General features: G+C 71.0%; 18 protein-coding genes and 2 tRNA genes. 4 read left to right on the plus strand and 16 right to left on the minus strand.

What is annotated here, in order from left to right; all coding sequences use genetic code 11:
- Nucleotides 1-18 precede the first annotated feature (18 nt).
- Complete coding sequence (locus tag ABD292_RS31430) at nucleotides 19-2814, plus strand: ATP-binding protein (RefSeq protein WP_344213665.1); 2796 nt, start codon at nucleotides 19-21, stop codon at nucleotides 2812-2814.
- Nucleotides 2815-3145: 331 nt separating this feature from the next.
- Here the strand turns inward: ABD292_RS31430 and fxsT are convergent, their stop codons facing one another.
- The 3 genes from fxsT to ABD292_RS31445 form a co-directional block, all read right to left on the minus strand.
- On the minus strand, nucleotides 3146-6301 hold the full coding sequence (gene fxsT / locus ABD292_RS31435; RefSeq protein WP_344213667.1) for an FxSxx-COOH system tetratricopeptide repeat protein: 3156 nt from the start codon (nucleotides 6299-6301) through the stop codon (nucleotides 3146-3148).
- Entirely contained in the window at nucleotides 6291-6725 is a 435-nt protein-coding gene (locus tag ABD292_RS31440; protein ID WP_344213669.1) for a hypothetical protein, read from the minus strand. The genes fxsT and ABD292_RS31440 overlap by 11 nt, the downstream gene beginning before the upstream one ends.
- A gap of 107 nt (nucleotides 6726-6832) precedes the next feature.
- Nucleotides 6833-7015 carry an HAD hydrolase-like protein gene (locus ABD292_RS31445; RefSeq protein ID WP_344213671.1) on the minus strand — a complete coding sequence of 61 codons (183 nt, stop codon included), beginning with the start codon at nucleotides 7013-7015 and terminating at the stop codon, nucleotides 6833-6835.
- Nucleotides 7016-7190: 175 nt separating this feature from the next.
- Here ABD292_RS31445 and ABD292_RS31450 point away from each other — a divergent pair, with 175 nt between their 5' ends.
- A complete protein-coding gene (locus ABD292_RS31450; RefSeq protein ID WP_344213673.1) occupies nucleotides 7191-7421 on the plus strand; it encodes a hypothetical protein in 231 nt (76 codons plus the stop codon).
- Nucleotides 7422-7573: 152 nt separating this feature from the next.
- Here ABD292_RS31450 and ABD292_RS31455 read toward each other — a convergent pair.
- The 10 genes from ABD292_RS31455 to topA all read right to left on the minus strand — a co-directional run bounded on the left by ABD292_RS31455 (nucleotide 7574) and on the right by topA (nucleotide 19226).
- Nucleotides 7574-7647: transfer RNA gene (locus tag ABD292_RS31455), tRNA-Thr, on the minus strand.
- Nucleotides 7648-7736: 89 nt separating this feature from the next.
- A complete protein-coding gene (locus ABD292_RS31460; RefSeq protein ID WP_425565199.1) occupies nucleotides 7737-8576 on the minus strand; it encodes a PSP1 domain-containing protein in 840 nt (279 codons plus the stop codon).
- 93 nt (nucleotides 8577-8669) lie between these two features.
- Nucleotides 8670-9719, minus strand: a complete 1050-nt coding sequence (locus ABD292_RS31465; RefSeq protein ID WP_344213675.1) for a permease-like cell division protein FtsX — start codon at nucleotides 9717-9719, stop codon at nucleotides 8670-8672.
- Nucleotides 9716-10243, minus strand: a complete 528-nt coding sequence (locus ABD292_RS31470) for a sigma-70 family RNA polymerase sigma factor (RefSeq protein WP_344213677.1) — start codon at nucleotides 10241-10243, stop codon at nucleotides 9716-9718. Before ABD292_RS31470 ends, ABD292_RS31465 begins: the two co-directional genes overlap by 4 nt.
- A 41-nt stretch (nucleotides 10244-10284) precedes the next feature.
- On the minus strand, nucleotides 10285-11187 hold the full coding sequence (locus ABD292_RS31475; protein WP_344213679.1) for a permease-like cell division protein FtsX: 903 nt from the start codon (nucleotides 11185-11187) through the stop codon (nucleotides 10285-10287).
- A 32-nt stretch (nucleotides 11188-11219) separates the two neighbouring features.
- Nucleotides 11220-12389 carry a DNA polymerase III subunit delta' gene (locus tag ABD292_RS31480; RefSeq protein WP_344213682.1) on the minus strand — a complete coding sequence of 390 codons (1170 nt, stop codon included), beginning with the start codon at nucleotides 12387-12389 and terminating at the stop codon, nucleotides 11220-11222.
- A 9-nt stretch (nucleotides 12390-12398) separates the two neighbouring features.
- Nucleotides 12399-14435, minus strand: a complete 2037-nt coding sequence (gene tmk, locus ABD292_RS31485; RefSeq protein ID WP_344213684.1) for a dTMP kinase — start codon at nucleotides 14433-14435, stop codon at nucleotides 12399-12401.
- Between the two features lie 138 nt (nucleotides 14436-14573).
- Nucleotides 14574-15131, minus strand: coding sequence for a helix-turn-helix transcriptional regulator (locus tag ABD292_RS31490; protein WP_344214080.1), 558 nt, complete (start codon nucleotides 15129-15131; stop codon nucleotides 14574-14576).
- 73 nt (nucleotides 15132-15204) lie between these two features.
- On the minus strand, nucleotides 15205-16446 hold the full coding sequence (locus ABD292_RS31495; RefSeq protein ID WP_344213686.1) for a metallophosphoesterase: 1242 nt from the start codon (nucleotides 16444-16446) through the stop codon (nucleotides 15205-15207).
- 14 nt (nucleotides 16447-16460) lie between these two features.
- The gene (gene topA, locus ABD292_RS31500) at nucleotides 16461-19226 is read right to left on the minus strand and encodes a type I DNA topoisomerase (protein ID WP_344213688.1); all 2766 of its coding nucleotides are present in this window, start codon (nucleotides 19224-19226) and stop codon (nucleotides 16461-16463) included.
- Between the two features lie 189 nt (nucleotides 19227-19415).
- Here topA and ABD292_RS31505 point away from each other — a divergent pair, with 189 nt between their 5' ends.
- Complete coding sequence (locus ABD292_RS31505) at nucleotides 19416-19601, plus strand: DUF5703 family protein (RefSeq protein ID WP_020540893.1); 186 nt, start codon at nucleotides 19416-19418, stop codon at nucleotides 19599-19601.
- A 155-nt stretch (nucleotides 19602-19756) separates the two neighbouring features.
- On the opposite strand, the gene ABD292_RS31510 is transcribed toward ABD292_RS31505, so the two are convergent.
- On the minus strand, nucleotides 19757-22087 hold the full coding sequence (locus ABD292_RS31510; RefSeq protein ID WP_344213690.1) for a chaplin family protein: 2331 nt from the start codon (nucleotides 22085-22087) through the stop codon (nucleotides 19757-19759).
- A 239-nt stretch (nucleotides 22088-22326) separates the two neighbouring features.
- On the minus strand, nucleotides 22327-22893 hold the full coding sequence (locus tag ABD292_RS31515; RefSeq protein WP_344213693.1) for a hypothetical protein: 567 nt from the start codon (nucleotides 22891-22893) through the stop codon (nucleotides 22327-22329).
- A 403-nt stretch (nucleotides 22894-23296) separates the two neighbouring features.
- Here ABD292_RS31515 and ABD292_RS31520 point away from each other — a divergent pair.
- Nucleotides 23297-23382: transfer RNA gene (locus ABD292_RS31520), tRNA-Leu, on the plus strand.
- A gap of 286 nt (nucleotides 23383-23668) precedes the next feature.
- Here the strand turns inward: ABD292_RS31520 and ABD292_RS31525 are convergent.
- Nucleotides 23669-25222 carry an acyl-CoA synthetase gene (locus tag ABD292_RS31525; RefSeq protein WP_344213695.1) on the minus strand — a complete coding sequence of 518 codons (1554 nt, stop codon included), beginning with the start codon at nucleotides 25220-25222 and terminating at the stop codon, nucleotides 23669-23671.
- Nucleotides 25223-25245 lie beyond the last annotated feature (23 nt).

A 25245-nucleotide genomic window follows, 5' to 3' on the forward strand; every position in this document is an offset into this window, starting at 1 on the left:
CTGCGGCAAACTGGGGCGGTGGTGACAGGAGCGGAGATCTCGCCTCGGGAAACCGAGGTGCTGGAGCTGGTCGGTGCCCATCTCAGCAATGCCGAGATCGCGGCCCGGCTGTGCATCTCGGTGCGTACCGTGGAGAGCCACGTCTCCTCGCTGCTGCGCAAGCTTGAAGTGCCGGATCGGCGGGCGCTCGCCCGGCGTACGCCCACGCCGGCCGGTGCCGTCCCGGCACCGTTCCTGCCCACCCCGCTGACCTCGTTCATCGGCCGGGCGAGCGAGCGGGCCGAACTGACCGAGATGACCAGGGCGCACCGACAGGTGACCGCGGTCGGTCCCGGCGGAGTGGGCAAGACCCGGTTGGCGCTGGCGGTGGCCGCGGAGGTGAGCGGTGAGTACGCCGACGGAGTGTGGTTCGTCGACCTGGTCCCGGTCACCGATCCGGGCCTGATCGCGACCGCGACCGCGGTCGCGGGAGCGCTCGGCCTCGGTGAGCAGCCCGGCCGCGACATGACCGAGTCCGTGCTCGCCGCGCTGGCCGACCGCCGAGCGCTGCTGGTGCTGGACAACTGCGAGCACGTGGCGGACGGGGTGACGCTGTTTCTCGAGCGGCTGTTGGCGACGTGCCCGCGGGTGACGGTGCTGGCGACCAGCAGGGCCCGGCTGATGGTGCCGTTCGAACGGGTGTATCCGGTCCCGCCGCTGTCGCTGGCCGCCGACGGCGACTCGGACGCGGTCGCGTTGTTCATGGAACGGGCGGCGGCGGTCGGCCGGCCGCTGGATCCGCCGTTGCGCGGCCAGGTTGCCGCGATCTGCGAGCGGCTGGACGGGATGGCGCTGGCGATCGAGCTGGCCGCCGCCCGCTGTCCGATGCTCGGGTTCGACGGCATCACCGCCGCCCTGTCCCACCCTCTGCGGATGCTCACCGGCGGCTCCCGTGCCGATGACCGTCACCGCTCGGTACGGGCGGCGCTGGACTGGAGCCACGCCCTGCTGGAGCCCGCCGACCGGGCGCTGCTGCGCCGGGTGTCAGTGTTCGTGGCACCCTTCACCGCCACGGCGGCGGCGCAGGTGACCGGGGACGAGGACGAGGAGGGCCTGGTCGTCGACGGCCTGGCCCGGCTCGCCGGACAGAGTCTGCTGACGGTGACGACGTCCCTGGGCAGGACCGAGTACCGGGCGCTGGAGACCATCCGCCAGTACGGAATGGAGCGGCTGTCCGAGGCCGGTGAGCTGATCGACGCTCGATCCCGGCACCTTCGCTGGTGCCTGGCGCAGGCGGCCGGCTTGGCAGTGGTGGACCCAGATTGGCGGGCCCGGTTCGACCTGGTGGCCGACGACCTCCGCGCCGCCCTGGCGTGGGCGGCCGACCGTCCGGAGCAGCGCGCCGACGCGTTCGAGCTCGCCCGGTGCCTGGCCGAGCTGACCTTCACCCGTCACCTGACCGGCGAGTCCCAGCGGCGCTATGAGCAGGCCGCCGCACTCGCGACCGACCCGGCCGCCTCCGCGTCGATGCTCCGGCAGGCCGCGGCCGTAGCCGGGTGCCGGACGGCCGGTGATGACATGTACCGTCTGCGCCACGCGGCCGCGGACGCCGCCCGCGCGTCCGGCGCCACTGCCGCCACCGACCTGGCGACCGCCGCCACCATCGCGTTCCGGTTCTCGACCACATTCGTACGACGCCCGTCCCAGGAGGAGACGCTCCAGCTGATCACGGAGGCGCGGGAGCAGGCCGGCGACGATCCGGCCGCGCACGCTGCGGTCGCACTGGCCGAGGCTGCGGTGCTCACCGACGCGTTCGGCGCCGTCCAGGGCCCGCCCGGCAACGCCGTACCGGAGACGCGTGAACGCGCCGAGCACGCGGTCGAACTCGCCCGCCGGACCGGCGACCCGCTCGCCGAGTCGGCCGCACTCGACGCGCTCACCGGCGCTCAGAGCTGGGCCGGCGACACGTTCGCCGCGGCGGCCACGGCCCGGCGCCGGATCATGCTCCTGTCGCCCCTGCCGAGCACGCCGGCCGGCACCCACGAGCTGATCGACGCGCTCGGGATCGTCGCCGAGGCCGCCCTCGGGGCGGGAGACGTGCAGGCCGCCCGCCGATGGGCACGGCAACTGGCCGATCATCCATCGCTGGCGGAGGTGGGTCATCGCGCTACGTGCCGGCTGCTGATGGTTGCCGCGCTGGCGGGCGACGTCGACGAGGCGCTCACCGGCAGCGTCCGGTTCCTCGACGCGTGGCAGCGGGCAGGCAGCCCCGCCCGGTCCATCCTCGCCCCGGCGGCGGCCGGTGTGGCGATGATCCACGGCCTGCGCGGCGACCACGACGCCAGACGCGCATGGCAGGAGATCCTGGGCCGGCTCGGCACCTCACCGGAGCACACCTACGGCTACGGGGCGGTCTTCGACACGATGCTCCTGCTGCACCACGGGCAGGCAGCGGAGGCGCTGGAACGGATGGCCCCCGAGCCCCGGCAGATGTGGAAGTGGATCACCTGGATCTGGCACCACTGGTATGTCGCGCTGCGCAGCGAGACCGCAGTACTCGCCGAAAGTCACAACGCCCGCGCCATCGTGGCCGAAGCCCGCACCGTCGTGACCGGCAACCCGGTCGCCGCTGCCATTGTGGAACGAGCCGGCGCCCTGCTCGACGGCGACCGGGAGGCGCTGCTCGCCACGACGGACGCGTTCGACACCGCCGGCTGCCACTACCAGTTCGCGCGAACCCTCGTGCTCGCCGGCGGCGCCCACGCCGAACGCGGCGCCGCCGCTCTCGCCGCCCTCGGTCTCGCCCCGATGAAACCAACCGGCCGAAGATGGTGACCTCGTTAGCGCACCGGACCGGATCGCTCTGTGGGCATGGGTTGTCTGGAGCGTGCCCGCACAAGATCCCTGCGTGGCAGAACCCGCTGGCGGAGGTGACACCAGGGCCCTCACCACCGAGCTCACCCTGAGCAGTTCCTCATCGAGAGTGAGTTGGAGCCGATTCGGCGTCAGTGGTGTCGCACCGGCGCCGATGGAACCCCAGTGGGGACGCTGTTAGCAGGAGCGTCAGCAAAAGCCCTTCGCGATACGGTTCGGAACCGCTGCATCCTCGGGAAATCCATGAATCCCCCGCTCACCTGGGGCTTAGGCCCCGCGCCGGACGTACCGTTCAGGATGCCGCGCCAACGCCATGGCAGCGTTTGAACTTCCGGCCCGAACCACACGGGCACAGAGCGTTGCGACTCACACCATGATTTCGGGCTTGAGCGCTTTCGGCGGACCGATTCCTGCGCGCATGAATCACATTGTCCAGGTTCTGACGGCTGGCTCTGGTATTGGGGTGCTCTGCGCCTAGAACCCGTACCAGGCTCTGCCAGACCGCCCGGCCCTCCGCCTCCGCCTCCTCCAACCGCCCCAGCCCTCCCAGCGCAGCAGCAAGGTTGCCACGGCTGGTCAGCGTGTCGGGATGCTCCTCACCCAGCACCCGCGCCTGGACCTGCCAGACTGCCCGCATTTCCGCCTCCGCCTCTCGCCACCGCGCCAGCCCCAGCAGCACGAGCGCGAGTCTGACATGGCTGGCCAGCGTGTCCGGGTGCTCCTCACCCAGCACCCGCGCCTGGACCTGCCAGACCGCGCGAGCCTCCGCCTCCGCCTCCTCCAACCGCCCCAGATCCCGCAGCACGGCAGCAAGGTTGGCACGGCTGGTCAGTGTGTTCGGGTGCTCCTTACCCAACACCCGGACCGTGCTTCTCCAGACAGCGCGGTTATGGGCCTCCGCATCCTCCAACCGCCCCAGCATCTGCAGCACGAGCGCGAGGTGGCTACGGCTGGCCAGCGTGTAGGGGTGCTCCTCACCCAGCACCCGCGCCTGGACCTGCCAGACCACTCGAGCCTCCGCCTCCGCCTCCCCCAACCGCCCCAGACCCAACAGCACGGCAGCAAGGTTGGCACGGCTGGCCAGCGTGTCCGGGTGCTCCTCACCCAGCAGCCGCACCATGCTCCGCCAGACAGCGCGGTTATGGGCCTCCGCATCCTCCAACCGCCCCAGCCTCTGCAGCGCCAGCGCGAGGTGGCTACGGCTGGCCAGCGTGTCCGGGTGCTCCTCGCCCACCACCTGCACCATGCTCCGCCAGACCACGTGGCTATGAGCCTCCGCATCCTCCAACCGCCCCAGCCCCAACAGCACGGTCGCGAAATTGCCGCGGCTGGTCAGCGTGTCCGGGTGCTCCTCACCCAGCACCCGCGCCTGGACCTGCCAGACCACGCGAGCCTCCGCCTCCGCCTCCCCCAACCGCCCCAGATCCCGCAGCACGGTCGCGAAATTGCCGCGGCTCGTCAGCGTGTCCGGGTGCTCCTCACCCAGCACCCGCGCCCGGACCTGCCAGACCGCGCGAGCCTCCGCCTCCGCCTCCTCCAACCGCCCCAGACTCTGCAGCGCCAGCGCGAGGTTGTTGCGGCTGGTCAGCGTAAGGGGGTGCTCCTCGCCCAGCACCCGCACCTGGACCTGCCAGACCGCGCGGCTATGGGCCTCCGCCTCCCCCAACCGCCCCAGACCATGCAGCACCAGCGCGAGGTTGTTGCGGCTGCTCAGCGTAAGGGGGTGCTCCTCGCCCAGCACCCGCGCCTGGACCTGCCAGACCGCGCGAGCCTCCGCCTCCGCCTCCCCCAGCCGCCCCAGCCTCTGCAGCGCCAGCGCGAGGTTGTTGCGGCTGGCCAGCGTGTCCGGATGCTCCTCACCCAGCACCCGCACCTGGACCTGCCAGACCGCGCGAGCCTCCGCCTCCGCCTCCTCCAACCGCCCCAGATCCCGCAGCACGGTCGCCAAATTGCCACGGCTCGTCAGCGTGTCCGGATGCTCCTCACCCAGTGAGGCTTGATTGATGGCGTAGTCGTGCGTGACCAGGGTGAGAGCACGCTGGTAATTGCCCTGCTCGTACTCATGCACTACCGCCTGCCTGAAGACCCAATCGTGCTCGCCGCGCGTAGTGACGATCTGATGATGGCTCGTCAGGGCCGCTATGTGCGGACTGAGGAGGCGTCGCCGACCGAGCTGATCGACGGTAGGCGGCTCGCTGGTGGTGTGTGGCCAGGCCGCAGCGAGCCATGCCAAGGCCACTTGGACGACCGCCTCCCCGGAGGGAAGGTCCGCCGAGGCTGCAGGCGCAGGAGTGGTCAGGACGGCTTGCAGCAGCCGGTGCATGGAGATGGTGTGCCGATCCAGGCTGATCAGGCCATAGGAGACGAGCAACCGGAGCGCGTCCAACGTCGCCGGATTGGGCACGCCGGCGTCTCTGTCTGCCCAGTCCGCGTCGATCAGGTCCCGCGGGATATTGTCGGGGGCGTAGCAGGCCAGCACGCGCAACAGGTGCTCGGCGTGCGGGTTGCGATCCCGGATGGTGCCCAGGTGGGAGTTCCAGAGGCGGGCGATGGCCCGCCCGGCATCGCCCCCTTCCGGCACAGCCGCGTACAGATGAGCCGGATGCCGGGACAGCAGCTCCAAGTACGCCTTCGGGCTGATCCGGGCTTCCCGCAGGTAGGCCCCGGCCTGCTCCAACGCCAGCGGCAGACGCCCCAGCTCCTGCGCGATGGCCGCTATGGCAGGCCGGTCGGCTGGTTCGGGGCATCTGCTGGTCTGGGCGAGCAGGTCGATGGCCGCGTCCGGGCCGAGCACGTTCAGCGGAACTGGGCGCACTCCGTCTGGCCAGGCCACATCACGGCGGGTGGTGAGCAGGATGTGACCAGTGCGGAGCTGCCCCAGCAGGTCCCGGACATCGCGCGGGTCTTCCACGTTGTCCAGCACCAGCAGCCAGTCCTGATGTGCCTGCAGCCAGCCGTACGCCCATGCCGCTGCCTGCTCCACGCCCAGCACGGTGGTCAAGGCCGACTGCCGGGGCAGCGGTGGATGCAGCCGTTCCGCCAGCATGGCCAGCCCGTTCTGGATCTGATCGGCACCATCTGCGACGATCCACCACCGCACCCGGTACCGCTCCGCCCGCGCGAGCGCGTACTGGCGGGCCAGCTCGGTCTTGCCCACCCCTCCGATCCCGTGGATCACCTGACCGATCACCACCCGCGACCGGTCCGCCTGCAGCTCCCGCTCGAGCGTCGCCAGCGCCTCATCGCGGCCGACGAATACCTCGGCCGCCCCGCCGGGCAGATTGCTCAGCGCCGACGGTGCCGCCACCGTGCCGGGAGCGTGCAGGACTCCGGGAGGCAGGTGAACGTTGGTGCTCTGGTCGACCAACTGCCAGCCCTGACCGAGATTGGCCTGCCTCGCCTGCCCGGTGGCCTGCGCCTCGACCCGGCCCGCAGGCTCACCGCTCACGCTGATCGGCGAACGACACGGACATCGTCCCCTGCCCCAGGTTGGCCTGCTGCGCGTGACCGGTCGCGACCGCGTTCACCTGCCCCTGCCCGACCAGCGCCTGCCCGCGGGCCTGCTCCACCATCCGCGCCACCTCAGCCGCCAGCCCAGGATCGGCGGCGAGGGCCTTCCTGATCTGCACCCGCAGCGCCGCCTGCAGGTCGGCATCGTCCGGAGCCTGCGCCAGCTCCGCAATCGCCTCGGGGACCTCCTCCTCGGCGGGGTGGGTCCCGAACACACGCTGGAGGATCTTCCGCCCCCACCCCACGGTCGCATCGGCCGCGTCCTCCTGCGCCTGGGCCAGCACCGCCGCCCCATATGAGGCCACCGCTGCCGTCGCCCATGGAGAGACCGCCGCCACCAACGCAGCCAGATCCACGCTCACGCACCCGCCCCTCACACAAGCGCCCCCGAGCGATGCATCCGCATCCCGCTGCCCCGAATCTAACGGCCCGCCCCGCCTGATGCGTCCGGAGAAGCCGAATACGTCTCCTACGCCCTCGGGGCGGTATCCAGCAGGTGCGCTCTCATCAGGGCGATGGCCTTCATGACGTCGCTGACCATCCGATCAGCTTGGTGTTCGTGGCCTGGCCACTTCCCCTGGTCGATCCACGCGGTACTCAGGCCCGCCATGCCGCCGCTCTCGATGTCGGCGATCAGTTTGTCCCCGACCATCCGCCCGCCCGTCGGCCAGGGTGGTCCCCAGCACCCGTTTGCAGGCGCGTGGCGGCGCTGACCGCGATCGGCTGGAGAGCCGCAGCACGGCCGGCGACTGCCCGACGCGCGACAGCCCGTGGCCGTAGCGGTGGAGGTCGGTGACGCCGGGCATGCGCTGCGGGTCGGAGCCGCAGTGGACACCTCGACGCTGCCGGCCGAGCGGCGGGCACGGCCGGCGGTGGACCTCGCCTGGGCGCATGCGCAGCGCCGCCAGGTGGATGAGGCGCTAGCGCGACTGCTGGAGGTTGAGAACGTCGCTCCTGAGCACATCCGTAATCACCGGCTGGTGCGGCAGCTCGTCTCCGGTTTGGTGCCGATGCAGGATCCGGCATCGTTGGGCTACGGGAACTGGCCGAGCGGATAGGCGCGTAGAAAACGTACATGTGCGGATCCTGCGGCACTCGCGGATCTCCGTGACCATGAACGTCTACACCCAGATCGCCAGCCCAGAGACACACAAGCCCTCGACGTACGCAAAGGCCCTCTCGGATGAACCGGGAGGGCCTTTGAGCTGGGAGCCGCCTTGGGGATTCGAACCCCAGACCCCTTCATTACGAGTGAAGTGCTCTGGCCGACTGAGCTAAGGCGGCGGGTGCCATGCAGCGTGAAAAGTCTACAGGAGCCCGGACAGTCCTCGCTCCCCCCACAACCACGCGCCTCCGGACAGAACACACGCCCCCTAGGAGGACGCGGGCCCGTCGCCGTACATCGCGTCGTGTTGCTTGCGCGGCGAGCAGACGCTGGCCTTCGAGCAGGAACACCGCCGCCCCCCGTCCGCCAGCCGGACCACCACGGAATCGGACGGTACGTTGTGGCCCACCACCGTGCCGGCGCCCTCCGGGGTTTCCACGTTCGTCCCCACGCGCGGCGCTGAGGCGCGGAACTCCTGGTAGAGCGGGTGCTCGTACTTGAGGCAGCACATCAGGCGGCCGCAGGCGCCGGCGATGCGGAGCGGGTTGACCGGGAGGTCCTGGTCCTTGGCCATGCGTACGGAGACCGGTTCGAAGTCCTTCAGGAACGTGGCGCAGCACAGGTCGCGGCCGCAGGGGCCGATGCCGCCCTGGAGGCGGGCCTCGTCCCTGGGGCCGATCTGGCGGAGCTCGACCCGGGCGCGCAGGTTGCGGGCCAGGTCGCGGACCAGCGCGCGGAAGTCCACGCGGTGCGGGGCCGAGAAGTAGACGGTGTAGACGTTGTCCTCGTCGAGGTAGTCGATGCCGACCACCTTCATCGGCAGGCTGTGCCGCTTGATCAGGCGCTTCGACACGCTTCTCGCCTCGGCCCTGCGGCGCTTGTTGGTCTCGTCGCGGGTCAGGTGCTCCTCGCCGGCCAGGCCGGCGCAGACCGGCAGGCCATCGATGTCCTCGCTGGTGTATTGGGGCGCCCAGACGCACTCCGCCACCTCGGGGCCCGAATCGGTCGGAACGAGCACCTTGTCGCCCACCTTGGGGCTGTGCCCGCCGGGGTCGAGGTAGTAGAGCCTCCCGTAGCGGGTGAAGCTCACGGCCATGATCATTCCCATGGGCTCGCGCTCGCCTCCTGACGCCTAGGTCTTTCCGGCCTTCCTGCCCACACTACGTGGGCAGGTGCGCCGAAAGTCAGGGGGCGGGAGTGATCAGCTGCCGGGCGAGCACATCTTGTCCTCCGGCGGGCTCATCCCATAACGGCTGAGAGCGAGCATGCCGTCCTTCTGGCAGGGCACGTAGGAGACGCTGGCCACGCCGGGCTGGCGTCTCAGCATGGCGACCGGTTTGGCCCAGTCGCTCCCCTGCTTAAGGAACACTCTGAACGATTGCGGCATGTCCGACACCTTGGTGCTCTTCAGCAGAGTCTTGTTCGAGGTGAACGCGCGCTTGAAGTTTTCGTACGCCGCCCGCTGGTCCTCGAACGTGACCGACTGCACCTCGGGCATGTCCTTGATCAGCTTTGTCAGGGCGATCGTCTGGGTCCTCGTCGCCGCCTTGCCCTCCTTGACGACAGTCCCGTCCGACTTGCGCTCCGCGCCGCAGGACGGCAGCGGCGTCCCCTTGCCGCACAGGAACACGTTGACCAGCAACTCCGAACGCGACTCCAGCGCCGCCTCGGTCGCGGTGTTGTCGGTGACCCCACCGATCCCGGGCAGCGCGCGGAGGGATTTCTCGACCTCGCGACGGACCGCCCTCTGCTTAAGGGTCAGCCGGATCGACACCGGCAGGTCGGTGACCTTGACCGCGTCCAGCATCGGCTGGTTGAGGGCGAAATCGGCGCGGAAGTCGTCGTAGGCGTGCTGCTGATCCACTGTGTACGCCGCCTCGACCTGCGGCAGTCTCCGAACCGCCCGCTCGACCGCGGCCACCTGCTCGGCGGTGGCGTCACGCCCTCCGCACCGAGGCTCCTTGACCACGAGAGCGCTGGTCGAGCACATGATGACGGTCATGTCGGCCTTGCCGGGCTCGATCCGCGCCGGCTCGGCGACCGCGATCTGCTCGTCCCCCGGTCCCAGCGTCAGCCCCACGGCCGTGGCCGCGACGCCGGCCGTCACCGCAGCGCCCACCACCAGCAGCCGGGCGTCCATCCACGTGCGACGCCGGGCAGGCGCGGGCAGGGGCCGGAGCGTGTCGGGGTCGATGGTCGCGCCCGCCTCCGCCAGGGCCGCGCGCAGTCGTTCTTCCACTGGGCTGTTCATGCGTCCTCCCCGAGTGCCCTGGCGAGAGCGGCCAGCCCCCGCGCGATCGTGGACCTCACCGTGCTCGCGCCGACCCCCATGGTGTCGGCGATCTCCTGGTCGGCGAGGTCGAAGTAGTAGCGCAGGGTCAACGCCTCGCGCTGCCTGCGGGGGAGCTCGCGCAGGGCGAGCAGCACCTCGCGGCGCTCCTCACCCAGCAGCGCGGCGCTCTCCGCCGACCAGACCGGCGGCTCGTACGGCAACGCCCGCCGGAACACGGTCGCCCGCCGCCGCAGCACCGACCGGCATCCGTTGAGCACCGCCGACCGGACGTACGCCAGCGCCTTGTCGGCGTCGCGCAGCCGCCCCCGGCCGGCATGGGTGCGGGTGAACGCCTCCTGGACGACGTCCTCGGCGGTCGCCCGGTCGCCCACCAGGATGAGGGCCAGCCGGACGAGACCCACATGGTGCTCGGCGAAGATCGACGCCACGTCGACCCGCTGCCGCGCCAGGGCCTCTTGTTGGGTGAGTAGTTCGACTTCCACGTATCAGAGACGCCTGGCGAGCCCGTCTGCTGCTCGGGCGGTCAGCCGGTTCCGGACCGGCAGGCGTCAGGAGAACTCTCTGCGGCGAAAGGGATGTAGGCCTGAAGGCCGTAATCCCCCATCAGCTTGGCGACCGTCTCGAAGCACCTGGCGTTGGACGCCCGGCTGACCCCCGGCATCCGCACCATCCGATTGGTCACGGTGTTCCAGTCGGCGTCGGGCCGGAGAATCAACCGGTACGACTCCGGCATGTCCGACACTTTGGTGGCGGCGACCAGGGCGTTGTTGTAGGCGTATTCGTCCTTGAAGTTCTCGTACGCCGTGCGCTGATCCTCGAACACGTACGACAGGACCGCGGGATCCTTCGCGAGCGCCGCCGCCATGGCCGCCCGCTCCCGGGCCGTCGCCGCCTTCTTGTTCGCCTTGCCCCTGCCCTTGGCACACCGGGCCCAGGGAGAGCCGGCGGCGCACAGGACGACGCTCCCGTCCCAGTCGGGCGCCCAGGACAGCGCATTCCGCTTCCCATTGGCCGTATCCGCGACCCAGGACACACCCGGTCGCCCGTGGACGGCCTCCGTCACGCGGTCCCGGTCGACGCCCTCCTTCAATCGGAGGACGAACGTCTCGAGCAGGTCCTTCGCCGTGATCTGCCGGAGCAAAGGCTTGTTCGCGGCAAAGTCACGCCGGAAGCTCGCGTACATCCCGGCCTGATCCACGAAACGCACCTCCTCCACCTCCGGCAGGCCCTCCAGCAACGTGCGAATCGCCCGCTTCTGGGCGCCCGTGGCCGCGCGCTTGCCGCAGCCGGGCAGGGACGGGGAAGAGCACATGAAGACGCGGATCTCCCACTCGGCGTCACCAGCGGCGGAGGCCGGCGAGCTCACCGCGACAACCGCCGACGCCACCAGAGCGACACCCAGCAACCCTCGTAACACCGCACGCATGAGCTTCGAGCCCTCCAGAAGGATGTACGCGATCAGCGCAGCGCCAGCATCATCGCCTCGACCGCGATCTGCGGGTTGACGTTCGCCGCCAGCCGCTCACGGCATTGCATGATCGCATCGATCCGGCGCAATGTCTCCTCGGGCGTGGACTTCTTCGCGAGCTGGTCCAGGTCGAAACGCAGGTCGTCGTTGGCCAGCTCGACGCCCGCCCCGAACTGCACGGCGAGCACGTCGCGGTAGAACGACACCAGCTCCAGCAGCGCGGCGTCCAGCGAGTCGCGCTTGATCCGGGTCGCCCGGGACTTCTGCCGGTCCTCCAGCTCCTTCAGCGCGCCGGCGCCGCCCCGCACCAGGCCGCGGTTGAGCCCCTTGCCCGTGGAGCCCTCGCCGTAGATCCTGCGCAGCTCGGTGGTCTCGTTGTCGTTGAGCGCGGCCGTCGCGGCGGCGGCCTCCTCCTCGGCGGTCTTCACCAGGCGCTCGGCCGCCGAGACGCACTCCCCCACCCCCGTGAGCGAGCGTGGGATGCCCAGCACGGCCTCGCGGCGCTGCCGGGCGGCGTCGTCCAGCGCGAGCGCCCGCGCCCGGCCGATGTGCCCCTGAGCGGCGCGGGCGGCGAACGCGGCCGTCTCCCACGGCACCCCGTCGCGGGCGGCGAGCACCCGGGCGACCGCCTCCGTGCCGGGCGTCGTGAGCGTGATCAGGCGACAGCGCGACCGGATGGTGATCATCAGGTCGTCGGGGGCCGGGGAGCAGAGCAGCCACACCGTACGGGGCGGCGGCTCCTCGATGGCCTTGAGCAGCGCGTTCGCGGCCGACTCGGTGGCCCGGTCGGCGTCCTCGAACAGGATGACCCGCCACCGGCCCTGCGTCGGCGCCCCGGCCGCGCGCAGGATGAGCTCGCGGGTCTGCTTGACGCTGTAGGACAACCCTTCGGGGCGTACGGACTCCAGGTCGGGATGGGAGCCGATGAGCACCTGGTGGCACTGGTCGCAGTGGCCGCAGCCGGCGTCGGGACAGAGCAGCGCGGCGGCGAAGGCGCGGGCGGCGTCCTCGCGGCCGGCGCCGGGCGGGCCGGTGAACAGCCAGGCGTGCGTCATGCCCGCGCCGCGCCCGCCCGCGACGACCTCACCGGCCGCCGCCGCGGCGCGCGACAGCACCGCGACGGCCTGGTCCTGGCCTACGAGGTCATCGAAGACGGTCACGAGGCAAGGTTAGTCGCGGATGGCGGGCATCGTGCCGGTGATGTCCTCGGACTCCCGGGGCACCGGGTCGGGCAGGAGCTCGTGGATGCGGTCCTGGATCTGACGGGTGATCTCGTCCATCGGCTGTGTGCCGTCGACCACGAGGTAGCGCTCGGGCGCGGCGGCGGCCAGCGCACGGAACTCCTTGCGCACCCGCTCGTGGAACTCCAGCGGCTCGGCCTCGATGCGGTCGACCGCGCCGCCCAGCCGGGTCAGCCCCACCTCGGGCGGGGTGTCGATGAGCACGGTCAGGTGCGGCACCAGGCCGCCGGTGGCCCAGGCGTTGATCTTGGAGACGTCGTCGGGCGCGAGCGCGCGGCCCGCCCCCTGGTAGGCCAGCGACGAGTCGACGTAGCGATCGGTGATCACCAGCGAGCCCCGGTGCAGCGCCGGACGGATCACCTTCTCCACGTGCTCGGCCCGATCGGCGGCGTAGAGCAGCGCCTCCGCCCGCGCCGACAGCCCCTTCTCGGCCGCGTCGAGCAGGATGGCACGCAGCCGCATGCCGACCTTGGTGGAGCCGGGCTCGCGCGTCTGCACGACGTCGTAGCCCTGGTCGCGCAGCCAGATCGCGATCGTACGGGACTGGGTGGTCTTGCCCGAGCCCTCGCCGCCCTCGAAGGCCACGAAGAGCCCCGGCACGTGCTCGGACCCCTCGGCGGGGAACCGGTCGCCCCGCACGGCGGCGATCAGGTCGGCCGCCAGCGGGACGCCCTTGCGGTCGTCCATGTGGCGCAGCGCGAGCAGGCCGACGGTCATGGCGAGCGCGCCGGCGACCACCAGCACGAGGTTGGTGCCGTCGAAGCGGTAGCCGATCGCGCCGAACGCCAGGTCGTACTCGCCGAACAGCGCCGCCAGCGGGCTCGCCACGGCCACCACGAGCAGCAGCGTCACCCGCGCCGTGGACTGCAGGAACGCGAACGTCCTGCCGCGCAGCCCGTCCTCGACCTCCAGCCCGATGAGCGTGTAGCCGATGATCCAGGCGATGCCCGCACACGCGCCGAGCAGCACGGTCAGCATGACCACGATGACGAGGTTGTGCACCAGCGCGATCGCCACCAGCACCAGCCCGGCGACCGTGATGGCGAGCCCGAACAGCCGCCGCCGCGACAGCTCGCGCAGCAGCCGCAGCCCGAAGAACATGCCGAGCGCCATGCCGAAGAAGACCGCCGCGAACACCACGCCGTAGGCCGCGTCGCCGCCGCCGAGCGTGCCGACGTAGATCTTGGCCACGCCCACCACGGCCCCGCCGGCGGCGAACGCCCCCAGCATGCCGATGATCAGCCCGCGGACCAGCCGGTCGCGGCCGACGAAGCGCCAGCCTTCCACGATCTGCTTGAGCACGGAGGGCGTGGAGACCCCGCTGTCGCGCTTGGGGATGTCGCGCAGCGTGAAGATCAGGGCCGCCGACACCAGGTAGGCGCAGGCGTTGACGATCAGCGCGAGGTAGGGCCCGGTCAGGGCGGGCGCGAGCCCGGCGATCAGGTCGCCCGCCACCGACAGCGCCGCGAACAGCATGGCCGCGACCGGCGCGGTGCCGTAGGTGACCAGCAGGTTGAGCCGGTTGGCCGCCTCCAGCTCCGCCTTGGGCACCAGGTTGGGCACGGTGGCGTCCTTGGCCGGCACCCAGAAGAGGTTGACGCACTCGACGAGGACGGTCGCGATGATGATCCACTGGTAGCTGCCGATCAGCGGGATCGACAGCACCACCGCGAAGCGGGCGAGGTCGGCCGCGACCATGGTCAGCCGCCGGTCGAACCGGTCGGCGAACACGCCTGCCAGCGGCCCGAGCAGCACGGCCGGCAGCATCTTGGCGACGAAGACGCCGCCGACGGCGAGCGACTGCACGCGGTAGTCGGAGCCGCTGGTGAGGTTGGCGGCCAGGGCGGTCAGCGCGAGGAGGTTGAGCCAGTCACCCAGACTGCACACCGACATGGCCGTCCAGAGCCGTCGGAACGGCACGTTGGCCAGCACGTGAGCGCGGGGGCGTCGGCCAGGGGCAGTCATCTTCTCAGCGTATCCAGGTGTGGGCCAGGGGCGGGTGGACAAGCGACGGGCCGGCCGCACCCGGGGGCTTGCCGAGAGTATTACGCCCGCGCGCCGGCGCGCAGGTCACCCATCGCGAACAGGTCTGCGACAACGACGTCACTGGACGACTCCGGCCCCATGTCGAGCTTCTTCCACCACTGGCAACCACTCCGCGTGGATATCGGGTGGTAGATCCAATTCGTTCCACAGCTCGGCCAGCAGCACGCCGTCGACGTGGTCACGCACCTCCTGCGCGGTGCCCTCGCGCAGCAGCAGCGCGTACGCCTCCCGCCGCTCCCCCCGGTCGGCCAGGTCGTAGTCGCGCCCCCGCAGCCGGGCCACGCCGAGCGCCGCCGCGACCGGCAGCCGCCCCAGCCTGCTGGGCACGTGGAAGCTGCGCCCGTCGCCCGTCTCCCGCGCGGCGAACTCCACCTTCGGCTCCAGCACCAGCCGGAACCCCGCCGCGTCGAGGATGCGGCCCGCGGTCTCCAGCGTCGGCGACTTCCTGCCGTGCTCGTAGGCCGACAACGTGGTCCTGGACGTGCCGCTCAGGCCGGCCAGCGCCGACTGGTTCATGCTCGCCGCCTGCCTGGCCTGCCGGAACAGCAGCCCGCCGCGCTCGGCCCAGGCCGCGACACCGGCGGCCAGCGCCGCCTCCATCGCCGAGGACACCATGCTCACCCCGCTTCTTGTATCCGGACGGATACTACGGCATGATGGCCTCTCGTGACCACTCGATTACCTTACGTCAGGAGCGGAGCTCCAGGATCGTGATCTCCGGCGGCGCGCCGACCCGCACCGGCGGCCCCCAGAAGCCCGCGCCCCTGGTCGTGTAGACCTGCACCCCGTCCACCGTGGCCAGGCCCGACACCACCGGCTGCTGCAGGCCCACCACCAGGTTGAACGGCATGATCTGCCCGCCGTGCGTGTGCCCCGACAGCTGCAGGTCCACGCCGTGCCTGGCGGCCTCGGACACCTGCACGGGCTGATGGGCCAGCAGCACCGTGGACCTGCCGGAAGTCCGGCCGCCGAGCGCCTTGGCGAAGTCGGGGCCGTCGCCCTGCGCGGCGCCGCCGAGGTCGTTGACCCCCGCGAGGTCGAGCACCGCCCCCTGGTGAGCGATCTCCACCCGCTCGTTGCGCAGCGGGCGCACGCCCAGCTCGCCGAGCTCGTCCAGCCATTCGACATAGCCACCCGGAGAGAAATACTCGTGGTTGCCGGTCACGAAGTAGGCCCCGTACCTCGACTCCAGGTCCTTCAGCGGCCGGGCCAGCGGGCCGAGCCGGGCGACCGAGCCGTCCACCAGGTCGCCGACGATCGCGACGACGTCGGCCTCCAGCCCGTTGATCATGCGGACGATGCGCTCGGTGTGGGACCGGCCGGTGAGCGGCCCGAGGTGGATGTCGCTCACCACGGCGAAACGCAGCCCGCTCAGCCGCGGGTCCAGCTTCGGCAGCGTGACCCGCACCGGCTCGATGACGGGGTCGCCGAGGGCGCTCGACACGCCGTACCCCACCGTCGCCGCCGCGCCCACCCCGGCCACGGCGGCGGTGGCCCGCCCCAGGAACAGACGTCTGCTCAGGGCGGCGGGCGGCTCCACAGGGTCGGGGACCGCGTCGGGGAGTCCCGCCGCCACGTCGTCCGGCGCCGGCGTGCCCGCGAGCACCGCGACCGGCTCAGGCACCGGCGCGCGCCGCCGCTCGGCCCGGCGCAGCCACACCGCCGCCACCGCCCGCGGGATCTCCAGCACCGCGAGGAACACGAACAGGTAGAACAGCATGGCCAGCCACAGATAGCCCGGCCAGGCCAGCCACGTCCCGAAATCCGCCCGCGTCCCGACGAACGTCGCCACGACCAGCAGCATCAGCGCCACGACACCCCAGGTCAGCGCCTTGCGGAGCCGCCCGGGGGCCGTCGTCGAACGCACCAGCCGGTGCCACAGGTAATAGTGCGCCAGCAGGATCAGACCGACGAAGACCAGGACAATCACATAGGTGATGCTACTTACGATTTGGAGGCCGACTTCTTCGCCGCCGCAGGCGCCTTCTTCGCCGCCGCGGTCTTCGTAGTAGTCGACTTCGCCGTCGCCGCCTTCGTCGCGGTGGTCTTCGTCGCCGTGGTCTTCTTCGCCGGCGCCTTCCGCGTGGTCTTCTTCGGCGCGGGCGCCCGCTCACGCCGCTCGGCCAGCAGCTCGGCGGCCCGCTCGATCGTGATGTCCTCGACCGTGTCGCCCTTGCGCAGGGAGGCGTTGGTCTCGCCGTCGGTCACGTACGGCCCGAACCGCCCCTCCTTGACCACCACCGGCTTCTTCGAGGCGGGGTCGTCGCCCAGCTCGCGCAGCGGCGCCGCCGCGGCGGCCCGCCGCCCGCGCTGCTTGGGCTGCGCGAACAGCTCCTTGGCCTGCTCGATCGTGACGGTCAGCAGGTCGTCCTCGGCCGCCAGCGAACGCGAGTCGGTGCCCTTCTTCAGGTAGGGCCCGAACTTGCCGTTGTGCGCCACGACCTCCTCGCCCTCCAGCTCGCCGACCACCCGGGGGATGGACAGGAGCCTGAGCGCGTCGTCGAGCGTGATGGTGTCCAGCGACATGGTCTTGAACAGCGAGCTCGTACGCGGCTTCGGGGCGTCGGCCTTCTTCGTACGCCTCTTCGGCGTCTCCTCCTCGGCCGGCTCGGGCAGGACCTCGGTCACATAAGGCCCGTAGCGCCCGTCCTTGGCCACGATGACGTGCCCGGTCACCGGATCGCGCCCCAGCTCGCGGTCACCCGTGGGCCGCGAGAACAGCTCCTCGGCCTTCTCGGCGGTCAGCTCGTCGGGCGTCATGTCCTCGGGGACGTTGACCCGGGCGCCGTCCCGGTCGAGGTAGGGGCCGTAGCGGCCGACGCGCAGCACGATGTCCGTGCCCTTGATCGGGAAGGAGCTGATCTCCTTGGCGTCGATCTCGCCGAGGTCGGAGACCATCTCCTTGAGGCCCTCGTCGCCGTCGGCCCCGTAGTAGAAGCGCTGCAGCTCCGGCACCCGTTCGGCCCGGTCGTTGGCGATGTCGTCGAGGACCTTCTCCATGTCGGCGGTGAAGTCGTAGTCGACGAGGTTGCCGAAGTGCTGCTCCAGCAGGTTGACCACGGCGAACGCCAGGAACGACGGCACCAGCGCCGTCCCCTTCTTGAACACGTAGCCGCGGTCGAGGATGGTGCCGATGATCGAGGCGTACGTCGACGGCCGCCCGATCTCGCGGTCCTCCAGCTCCTTGACCAGCGACGCCTCGGTGTAGCGGGCCGGCGGCTTGGTCGAGTGACCGGCCACGTCGAGCCTGCTCACGCTGAGCGCGTCGCCCTCGGCCAGGTTGGGCAGGCGCTTCTCGGCGTCGTCGCGGTCGCTCGACGGGTCGTCGTGACCCTCGACGTAGGCCTTGAGGAAGCCGTAGAAGGTGATCGTCCGGCCGGAGGCGCTGAACTCGACGTCCTCGCCGCTCGACGACGTGCCGCCCACCTTGACGCTGATCGACTCGCCGACCGCGTCCTTCATCTGCGACGAGACCGTACGCTGCCAGATCAGCTCGTACAGGCGGAACATGTCGCCGCTCAGCCCGGTCTCGCCGGGCGTGCGGAACTCCTCGCCCGACGGGCGGATGGCCTCGTGGGCCTCCTGCGCGTTCTTGACCTTGCTGCTGTAGACGCGCGGCTTGTCGGGGACATACTGGGCGCCGTACAGGCGGATCGCCTGCGCGCGTGCCGCCGCGACCGCCGTCTCCGACAGCGTGATGCTGTCGGTACGCATGTAGGTGATGAAGCCGTTCTCGTAGAGCCGCTGCGCCACCTGCATCGTGTACTTGGCGGAGAAGCCCAGCTTCCTGCTGGCCTCCTGCTGCAGCGTGGTGGTACGGAACGGCGCGTACGGCTTGCGGGTGTACGGCTTGCGCTCGACGGACCTGACCGCGAACGACGACCCGCGCAGCCGCCCGGCCAGCTCGCCCGCGGCCTGCTCCGACAGGTGCAGCACGTCGGCCGTCTTGAGCTGGCCGGTGCTGGCGAAGTCGCGGCCCTGCGCCACCCGCCGGCCGTCGACGCCGGTCAGCGTGGCGGTGAAGTCACGCGGCCGCTCCTCGGCCTTGCCCGTGTCGAACAGCGCCTGCAGGTCCCAGTAGTGGGCGGAGGTGAACGCCATGCGCTCACGCTCGCGCTCGACCACCAGCCGCGTCGCGACCGACTGCACCCGGCCCGCGGACAGCCGGGGCTTGACCTTCTTCCACAGCACGGGGCTGACCTCGTAGCCGTAGAGCCGGTCGAGGATGCGGCGGGTCTCCTGTGCGTCGACGAGGCGCAGGTTGAGGTCGCGGGGGTTGGAGACGGCGTCGCGGATGGCCTGCGGGGTGATCTCGTGGAAGACCATGCGGTGCACGGGGACCTTGGGCTTCAGCACCTCGCGCAGGTGCCAGGCGATGGCCTCGCCCTCGCGGTCCTCGTCAGTGGCGAGGTAGAGCTCGTCGGCGTCCTTCAGAAGCTGACGTAGCTTGTTGACCTGCGCCTTCTTGTCAGGATTGACTACGTAGAGAGGTTCGAAGTCGTGCTCGACGTTGACCCCCAGCCGCGCCCACGGCGCGCCTTTGAACTTCTCGGGGATGTCATCGGCCTTCTCCGGCAGATCGCGGATGTGCCCGATGCTGGACTCGACCATGTAGCCGGCACCGAGGTATTCCTTGATCGTCTTCGCCTTGGCGGGCGACTCGACGATCACCAGGCGTGTTCCGCCGGTGCTGCCGTTGTTGGCTGGCACGCTGCTTCCTACCTCACTGTTCGCTTGCAAATCCCCCTGCCGGGAGTCGGCACAGACTGAAAGGTAACCCGACTCGCGGAAATTTCCTTCCCCCGGGCTACCCACTAGCTTCCGGGTCCACCCGCAAGCACGCAGAATAAGGCCCATCGAGCGGCATGGCGCCCTGACTCACCCTGGAGACTAATCGTTGTGCTCGACTACTCCTACATGGATATCTTCATTCCGCGCGACCTCACTCGCGAAGCAGCACGTCAGCTGCTGACCGAACACGCAGAGTACGGTCAGTGGGAGCTCGCGCGCGTCCGCGTCCACCCCGACGGCAGCCGCCACGTACGGCTCCGCCGTAAGATCATCCGAGTACGCAGCACGCTCTGACCACGCCCGCTCGATCGCGGGCATGGCTTTGCCCGCCCCGGGCCGCGCCCCCGGAACGGGCAAAGCGTCTTCTGCCGTTCGCTCACGGATCGTGAGCGAGGGCCATCCTGCCGAAGATCCCTGCGAATGCGTTACTTACGGCCTGACGCGATTCCTTACTTGCGGCCGAACCGGAACCGACGAGCCGTGGCGAACATCGTCGCCGAGGCGGCGAACATGGCGCCGAGCGCCAGGGCCAGCAGCGAGCTGGAGTTCATCCCGGTGACGCCGGCGGGCTGCGCGGCGCTCATCAGGCCGATGTCACCGACCGGCAGGCCACGGGTGACCGAGCCCACAGCGCCGCCGACCGGGGTGGAGCCGACCAGGTCGGTCGCGGGGCTCAGCGGCGAGGACGGACGGGCGGGGCGGGCCGGGTTGCTCGCGACGCGCCCGTTGCCGGGAACGCCGGCGGCGCCACGGCCACGACGGTCACCGGTGCCCGACATCGCGGACTTGGCCGGCTTGCCGGACTTGGCAGGGGCGACCGCGGCCGGGGTCTGCGCCTCGGCGGGCAGCCCGGGCAGCTCGGGGAGCTGCGGCAGGCCGAACGTACGGGAGGCGTCCTCGACCACCGGGAGCGAGGCGGCGACGTCGGCGCCCTTCCGGACCTCGCCCGCGAGAGCGGAGACGCCGCCACCGGTCGCGAGGTCCTGCGCCGGCTTGGTGACGCTCTGGCCGGAGGCCAGGCCCTCCACCGGCTGGGCGAGCCCCTTACCCGAGGCGAGCTCCTGCACCGGCTGCGCGATGCTCAGCCCGTCGGCCGCGCCGCTCTGCGCCTTCTGCGCGCTGGGAACGGCCTGCCCGCCCGCGACCCCCTGGAGGGCGCCCAGAGCCGGGATGCCCTGCAGCCCGCCCAGCCCGCTCAGCGCGGGAACACCCTGCAGTCCGCCCAGCACCGGCAGACCGCCCGTGCCGCCCGGGACCGAAGCCCCCTGGACCCCCGGCAGTGCGCCGTTGGCCGTCCTGAACTTGTCGGTGGCCCGCCCGAACCGGTCGAAGCTCCCGGCCATCCGGTACGGCGCACGGCCGACGTGGGCGCCGCCGAGGCAGCCGGCCGCGGCGTCGCCCAGCACGGCGACGGCGTTGCCGCAGACGTTGACCGGCGCGGCGATCGGCGCGACGACCTGGTTGCCGGCCAGCACACCGGCCCGCCCCGAGGTGCGGTTGCCGCCCGCGCCGCGGCCGTTGTCGTGCACCTCGGCCCCGCCCTTGCACGCCGCCGCGGCCGAGCCGAGCAGCGCGGCCGCGTTGCCGCAGACGTTGACCGGAGCCGCGATCGGCGCGACCACCTGGTTGCCGCTGCCGACGCCCGCCTGCCCGGACGTACGGTTGCCGCCCGCGCCACGACCGCCCTTGTGGACCGTCGCCCCGCCCTTGCATCCGGCGAACGCGTGCCCGACCACCGCCACCGCGTTGCCGCAGACGTTGACCGGGGCCGCGATGGGCGCCACGACCTGGTTGCCGGCCAGCACACCGGCCCGCCCGGAGGTGCGGTTGCCGCCCGCGCCGCTGCCGCCCCCGCGGACCGTCGTCCCGCCGACGCAGCCCGCGGCCGCGTTGCCGACGGCGTTGCCGCAGGCGTCGATCGGCGCGGTGATGGGCGCGATCACCTGGTTGCCGCTGCCGACGCCGAATCGTCCGTCGGTGTCGTTGCCCGACGAACCGGGTGCGGGCACGTGACGGGAGGTCTGGTAGGCCGAGCCACCGCCCCCGCCACCGCCGTTGCGCACCGAGGAGCCGCCCCGGCAGCCGGCGAACGCCCGGCCGACCGCGGCCACCGCGTTGCCGCAGACGTTGATCGGAACGGAGATCGGCGCGACGACCTGGTTGCCGCCGAGCACGGAAGCGTTGCCGGAGGTACGGTTGCCGCCCGCGCCGCGGCCGGTGTTGTGCACCTCGGCCCCGCCCTTGCAGCCCGCCGTGGCGGCGCCGAAGATCGCGATCGCGTTGCCGCAGACGTTGAGCGGGGCGGAGATGGGCGCGTTGATCTGGTTGCCGCCGAGCACGGAGGCGTCGCCGGAGGTGCGGTTGCCGCCCGCGCCGCCACGCCCCTGCGTACGGGCGGTCGCGCCGCCCTTGCAGCCGGCGTCGGACACGCCGATCAGCGAGACCGCGTTGCCGCAGGCGTTGATCGGGGCGGTGATCGGCACGTTGATCTGGTTGCCGCCGCCCACCGAGGCGTTGCCGGAGGTGCGGTTGGGGATGCCGTTCCCGCGGCCGCTGACGGCGGTCGCGCCGCCCTGCGAGGCCGCCTCGGCGGCGCCGATCGCCGCGACCGAGTTGCCGCTGATGTCGATCGGCAGGGAGATGGGCAGGTCGACCTGGTTGCCGCCGAGAACGGAGGCGTCGCCGGAGGTGTCGGCGACCGCGGTGCCGCTGCCGGCGAACGACATGACCGCCACGGCCAGAAGGGCGGCAGGGGTCGTTGCCTTGGCCCACGTACGCATGATGAATGCTCCTAGTGGTTCTTGGGGGGATACCTGAACGGATCGCGGGCGTCCCGAGGCCGTGGTGACGAAGGTCACGCACAGCGGGACCTCGGGATTCGCGAATCGGGAGAACTGACGTGTCACCCACCGGCGGAGGGGATCAGGCCACGCTCCGCCGTGACGTACCGGTCATCGGTGTCGGACAGGACCGGCCGGGCGCAATCGCGCCTCCGAGTCGGCCGGGGTCCGGGCGGGGATCAGTCAGGAGAGAAGGAAGGGTCGTCCGCCGCTGTGCGGACGACGGGGGGCAGCACGTACGCGATGGGAACGCGCCGCGCCTGCAGCCGCGGGTCGAGAGGCGACCGCGCGACATCCCCGGCAACGGGCCCGTAAGGGCCGCTGCCACCGCCGTTGGGCACCAAGCCGTTGGTGCCGTCGAGGATCGAACCGGCGGTGGACGGTGAGGGCAGGCCAGGATCCTGCTGGCTGTTGAGCCCGGCCACGGTGCGCCCGGCCATGGCCTCGGCGTTGTCGGACGCCGCGAAGCCGCCGGAGCCCACGAGGGCGGGGAACTGGGTGGAGCCGGCCTCGGCCTCCGCCACGGCGGAGGTCCCTGTCGCCGCCTTCGCCCCTGTCGCCGCGGCGGAATCCGCGGCCGCCGGGGCGGCGGTGAGCATGCCGAACAGAACAGCGAGCAGCCAGCCGGCGGCCACCAGGACGCCGATCGAGGCCGCTCGCACGACGAGCCGACGGGCACCGGCCGCGAACCGCGCCATCCGGTGACCCCGGTCGACGTTCGCGTTATGTCCCGGGGAAGCGGACACGCGCGCACGGCACACAGCGAGGGACATCACCCTCGACCGCTCTGCCGCCGTGCCTGCCACAAGACCTCCCGAACTCCAGAACCGGCCCCACAGATCGTGAGGCCGGTCGTGGACTCACCCCTCAACGATCCGTAACCGTAGCAGCACGCAAAGTCGCCGCAAGCCACTTTTCCCAGGGAACCCAGGAATTGGCCAAGCCCCTCGCGGACGTACCGCGACCAACCCCCCGATTCCCGCCACCCCCGCGTCATGAGACCCCCATCAGGAGTTCCAGCGCGCCCCATCTCGGCACCCATCGGGAGGGTCTCCGAAGACTGGCCCGATACTTGGTATGACGCACTCCTCAGAGTTTGCTAACCTTACGGAGCCGACGCGGGATGACGGTCCCACGTGCAGGCACCAAGTCCGGGTGGCGGAATAGGCAGACGCGCTAGCTTGAGGTGCTAGTGCCCAGTGATGGGCATGGGGGTTCAAGTCCCCCCTCGGACACACACCGCACGCACATGTGGGGGCTCCGGTTGAATCCGGGCCTCCACATTTTGCTTTCCGGGGTAGTTGCCTGAGCTTCAGGCCGAGCTGTGCCGCCGCAACGGCCTTCAGCTCGGCCGGCTCCACCCCGATCGAGTGCGGCCGCTCCCGTCCCACCGTCCTACGCTCGGACCTGGCCGGCGACCCGCTGACGCGCATCTTCCCCGCCATCGGCGGCGGGGCGTTCCGCCCTGACGACGCTCTTCTCGTCCCACCTCCGCTGTGGCCCGGGATGCGGTTGGGTGAGTCACCGGTCAGCCGGCGAAGAAGCGGAGGAGCCGGCGTCCGGCAGCGGAAGGCTTCGCAGTCGCGGTTTCTGGATCTTTCCCGAACCCGTCTTCGGCAGGTCGTCCGCGATGTCGAAATAGACCGGAATCTTGTACTTGGCCAAGCGAAGGCGCAGGAATTCGCGCAGCTCGTCGGTGGTGACACTCGCTCCGGGGCGTAGGACCACGAACGCGCGGCCGACCTCGCCCCATCTGGCGTCGGATACGCCGAGCACCGCGACCTCGGCGACTGCCGGATGCTCGAAGATCACTGCCTCGACCTCGGCCGGATAGACGTTCTCCCCGCCCGATATGTACATGTCCTTGACCCGGTCGATGACGTACAGGTGATCCTCCTCGTCCAGGACGCCGATGTCGCCGGAGCGGAACCAGCCGCCGTCGGAGAACGCGGCGGCGGTCGCCTCCGGGTCGCGCCAGTAGCCGGGGGTCACGTTCGGCCCCTTGATCAGCACCTCTCCTGGCTCTCCCTCGGCCGCGCCCGTCCCGTCGGGCCGCACGACCCGCACGTCGGCGAAGAACACCGGCACCCCTGCCGAACCCACCTTGCGCACGCTCTGACTGGCCTCGAGGAACGTGGCGCCGGGCGCGGTCTCGGTGAGCCCGTATCCCTGGCAGAACACCAGGCCCCGTTCCTGGTACGTGCGGATCAGCGCGGCGGGGATCGCCGCTCCCCCGGCCATGAGGTGGCGCAACGACGACAGGTCCGCGCCGGCCCACCGGGGCGACCGGGCGAACGCGGCGAACATCGTGGTGACCCCGAACATCCACGTGACCCTGTGCTTCTCCATGAGGTCGTAACCCTCGTCCACGTCCCAGGACGGCGTGATCACCGAGCAGCCGCCCTTGAGGAAGGTCGGCAGCAGAGTCTGGTTCAGGGCGGCCACGTGGAACAGCGGCGCGCTGATCAGCGTCACCTCGTCGCTCGTGACATCGACGCCGAGCAGGAGGTTGAAGCAGTTCCACACGAGGTTGCCGTGCGTCAGCATCGCGCCCTTGGGCCGCCCGGTCGTACCCGAGGTGTAGAGGATGAGCGCGGTGTCGTCCAGCTTCACGGGCGTGTCGATGGGGGTGGGATCGCCCTCCGCCAGCCAGGTGTCGTAATGCCGCTCCCCCGGCCCCGGAGCGTCGAGGGCCACGACCTCTCGAAGGGCGGTGTCCGGCAGGGCTCGCACCACCTCGACGCACTCGGGCGCGTAGATCAGGACCTCCGCGCCCGAGTGGTCCAGCATGTAACCGATCTCGGGCGCGGCCAGCCGGAAGTTCAGCGGCACGAAGATCGCCCCGAGCAGATGCGAGGCGAACATCGTCTCGACGAAGGCGACGTGGTTGCGGCCGAGGTAGGCGACCCGGTCACCGCCCCGCACCCCCGCTGCGCGCAACCGCGACGCCAGCCGGGTCGTCCGTTCGTGTACCTCGGCGTAGGTGACAGGCCGGTCCGCGAAGATGAAGGCGGTCCGATCGGGTGTCATCTGGGCCCGGCGGGCGGGCCACCCTCCCAGTCCGGCGTTGCGCATCGGTGTTGGACCTCCTGTGAGGT

The sequence above is a fragment of the Nonomuraea bangladeshensis genome (assembly GCF_039529455.1).
GTDB classification, from domain to species: Bacteria; Actinomycetota; Actinomycetes; order Streptosporangiales; family Streptosporangiaceae; genus Nonomuraea; species Nonomuraea bangladeshensis.

What these genes read in the sequence shown, in the direction of transcription:
- tmk (WP_344213684.1), bottom strand. Translation starts at nt 14,435, where the DNA reads ATGACTGCCCCTGGCCGACGCCCCCGCGCTCACGTGCTGGCCAACGTG.
- ABD292_RS31475 (WP_344213679.1), bottom strand. Translation starts at nt 11,187, where the DNA reads ATGCGTGCGGTGTTACGAGGGTTGCTGGGTGTCGCTCTGGTGGCGTCG.
- ABD292_RS31510 (WP_344213690.1), bottom strand. Translation starts at nt 22,087, where the DNA reads ATGCGTACGTGGGCCAAGGCAACGACCCCTGCCGCCCTTCTGGCCGTG.
- ABD292_RS31445 (WP_344213671.1), bottom strand. Translation starts at nt 7,015, where the DNA reads ATGGTCGGGGACAAACTGATCGCCGACATCGAGAGCGGCGGCATGGCG.
- ABD292_RS31465 (WP_344213675.1), bottom strand. Translation starts at nt 9,719, where the DNA reads ATGAACAGCCCAGTGGAAGAACGACTGCGCGCGGCCCTGGCGGAGGCG.
- ABD292_RS31525 (WP_344213695.1), bottom strand. Translation starts at nt 25,222, where the DNA reads ATGCGCAACGCCGGACTGGGAGGGTGGCCCGCCCGCCGGGCCCAGATG.
- ABD292_RS31490 (WP_344214080.1), bottom strand. Translation starts at nt 15,131, where the DNA reads ATGGTGTCCTCGGCGATGGAGGCGGCGCTGGCCGCCGGTGTCGCGGCC.
- ABD292_RS31460 (WP_425565199.1), bottom strand. Translation starts at nt 8,576, where the DNA reads ATGGGAATGATCATGGCCGTGAGCTTCACCCGCTACGGGAGGCTCTAC.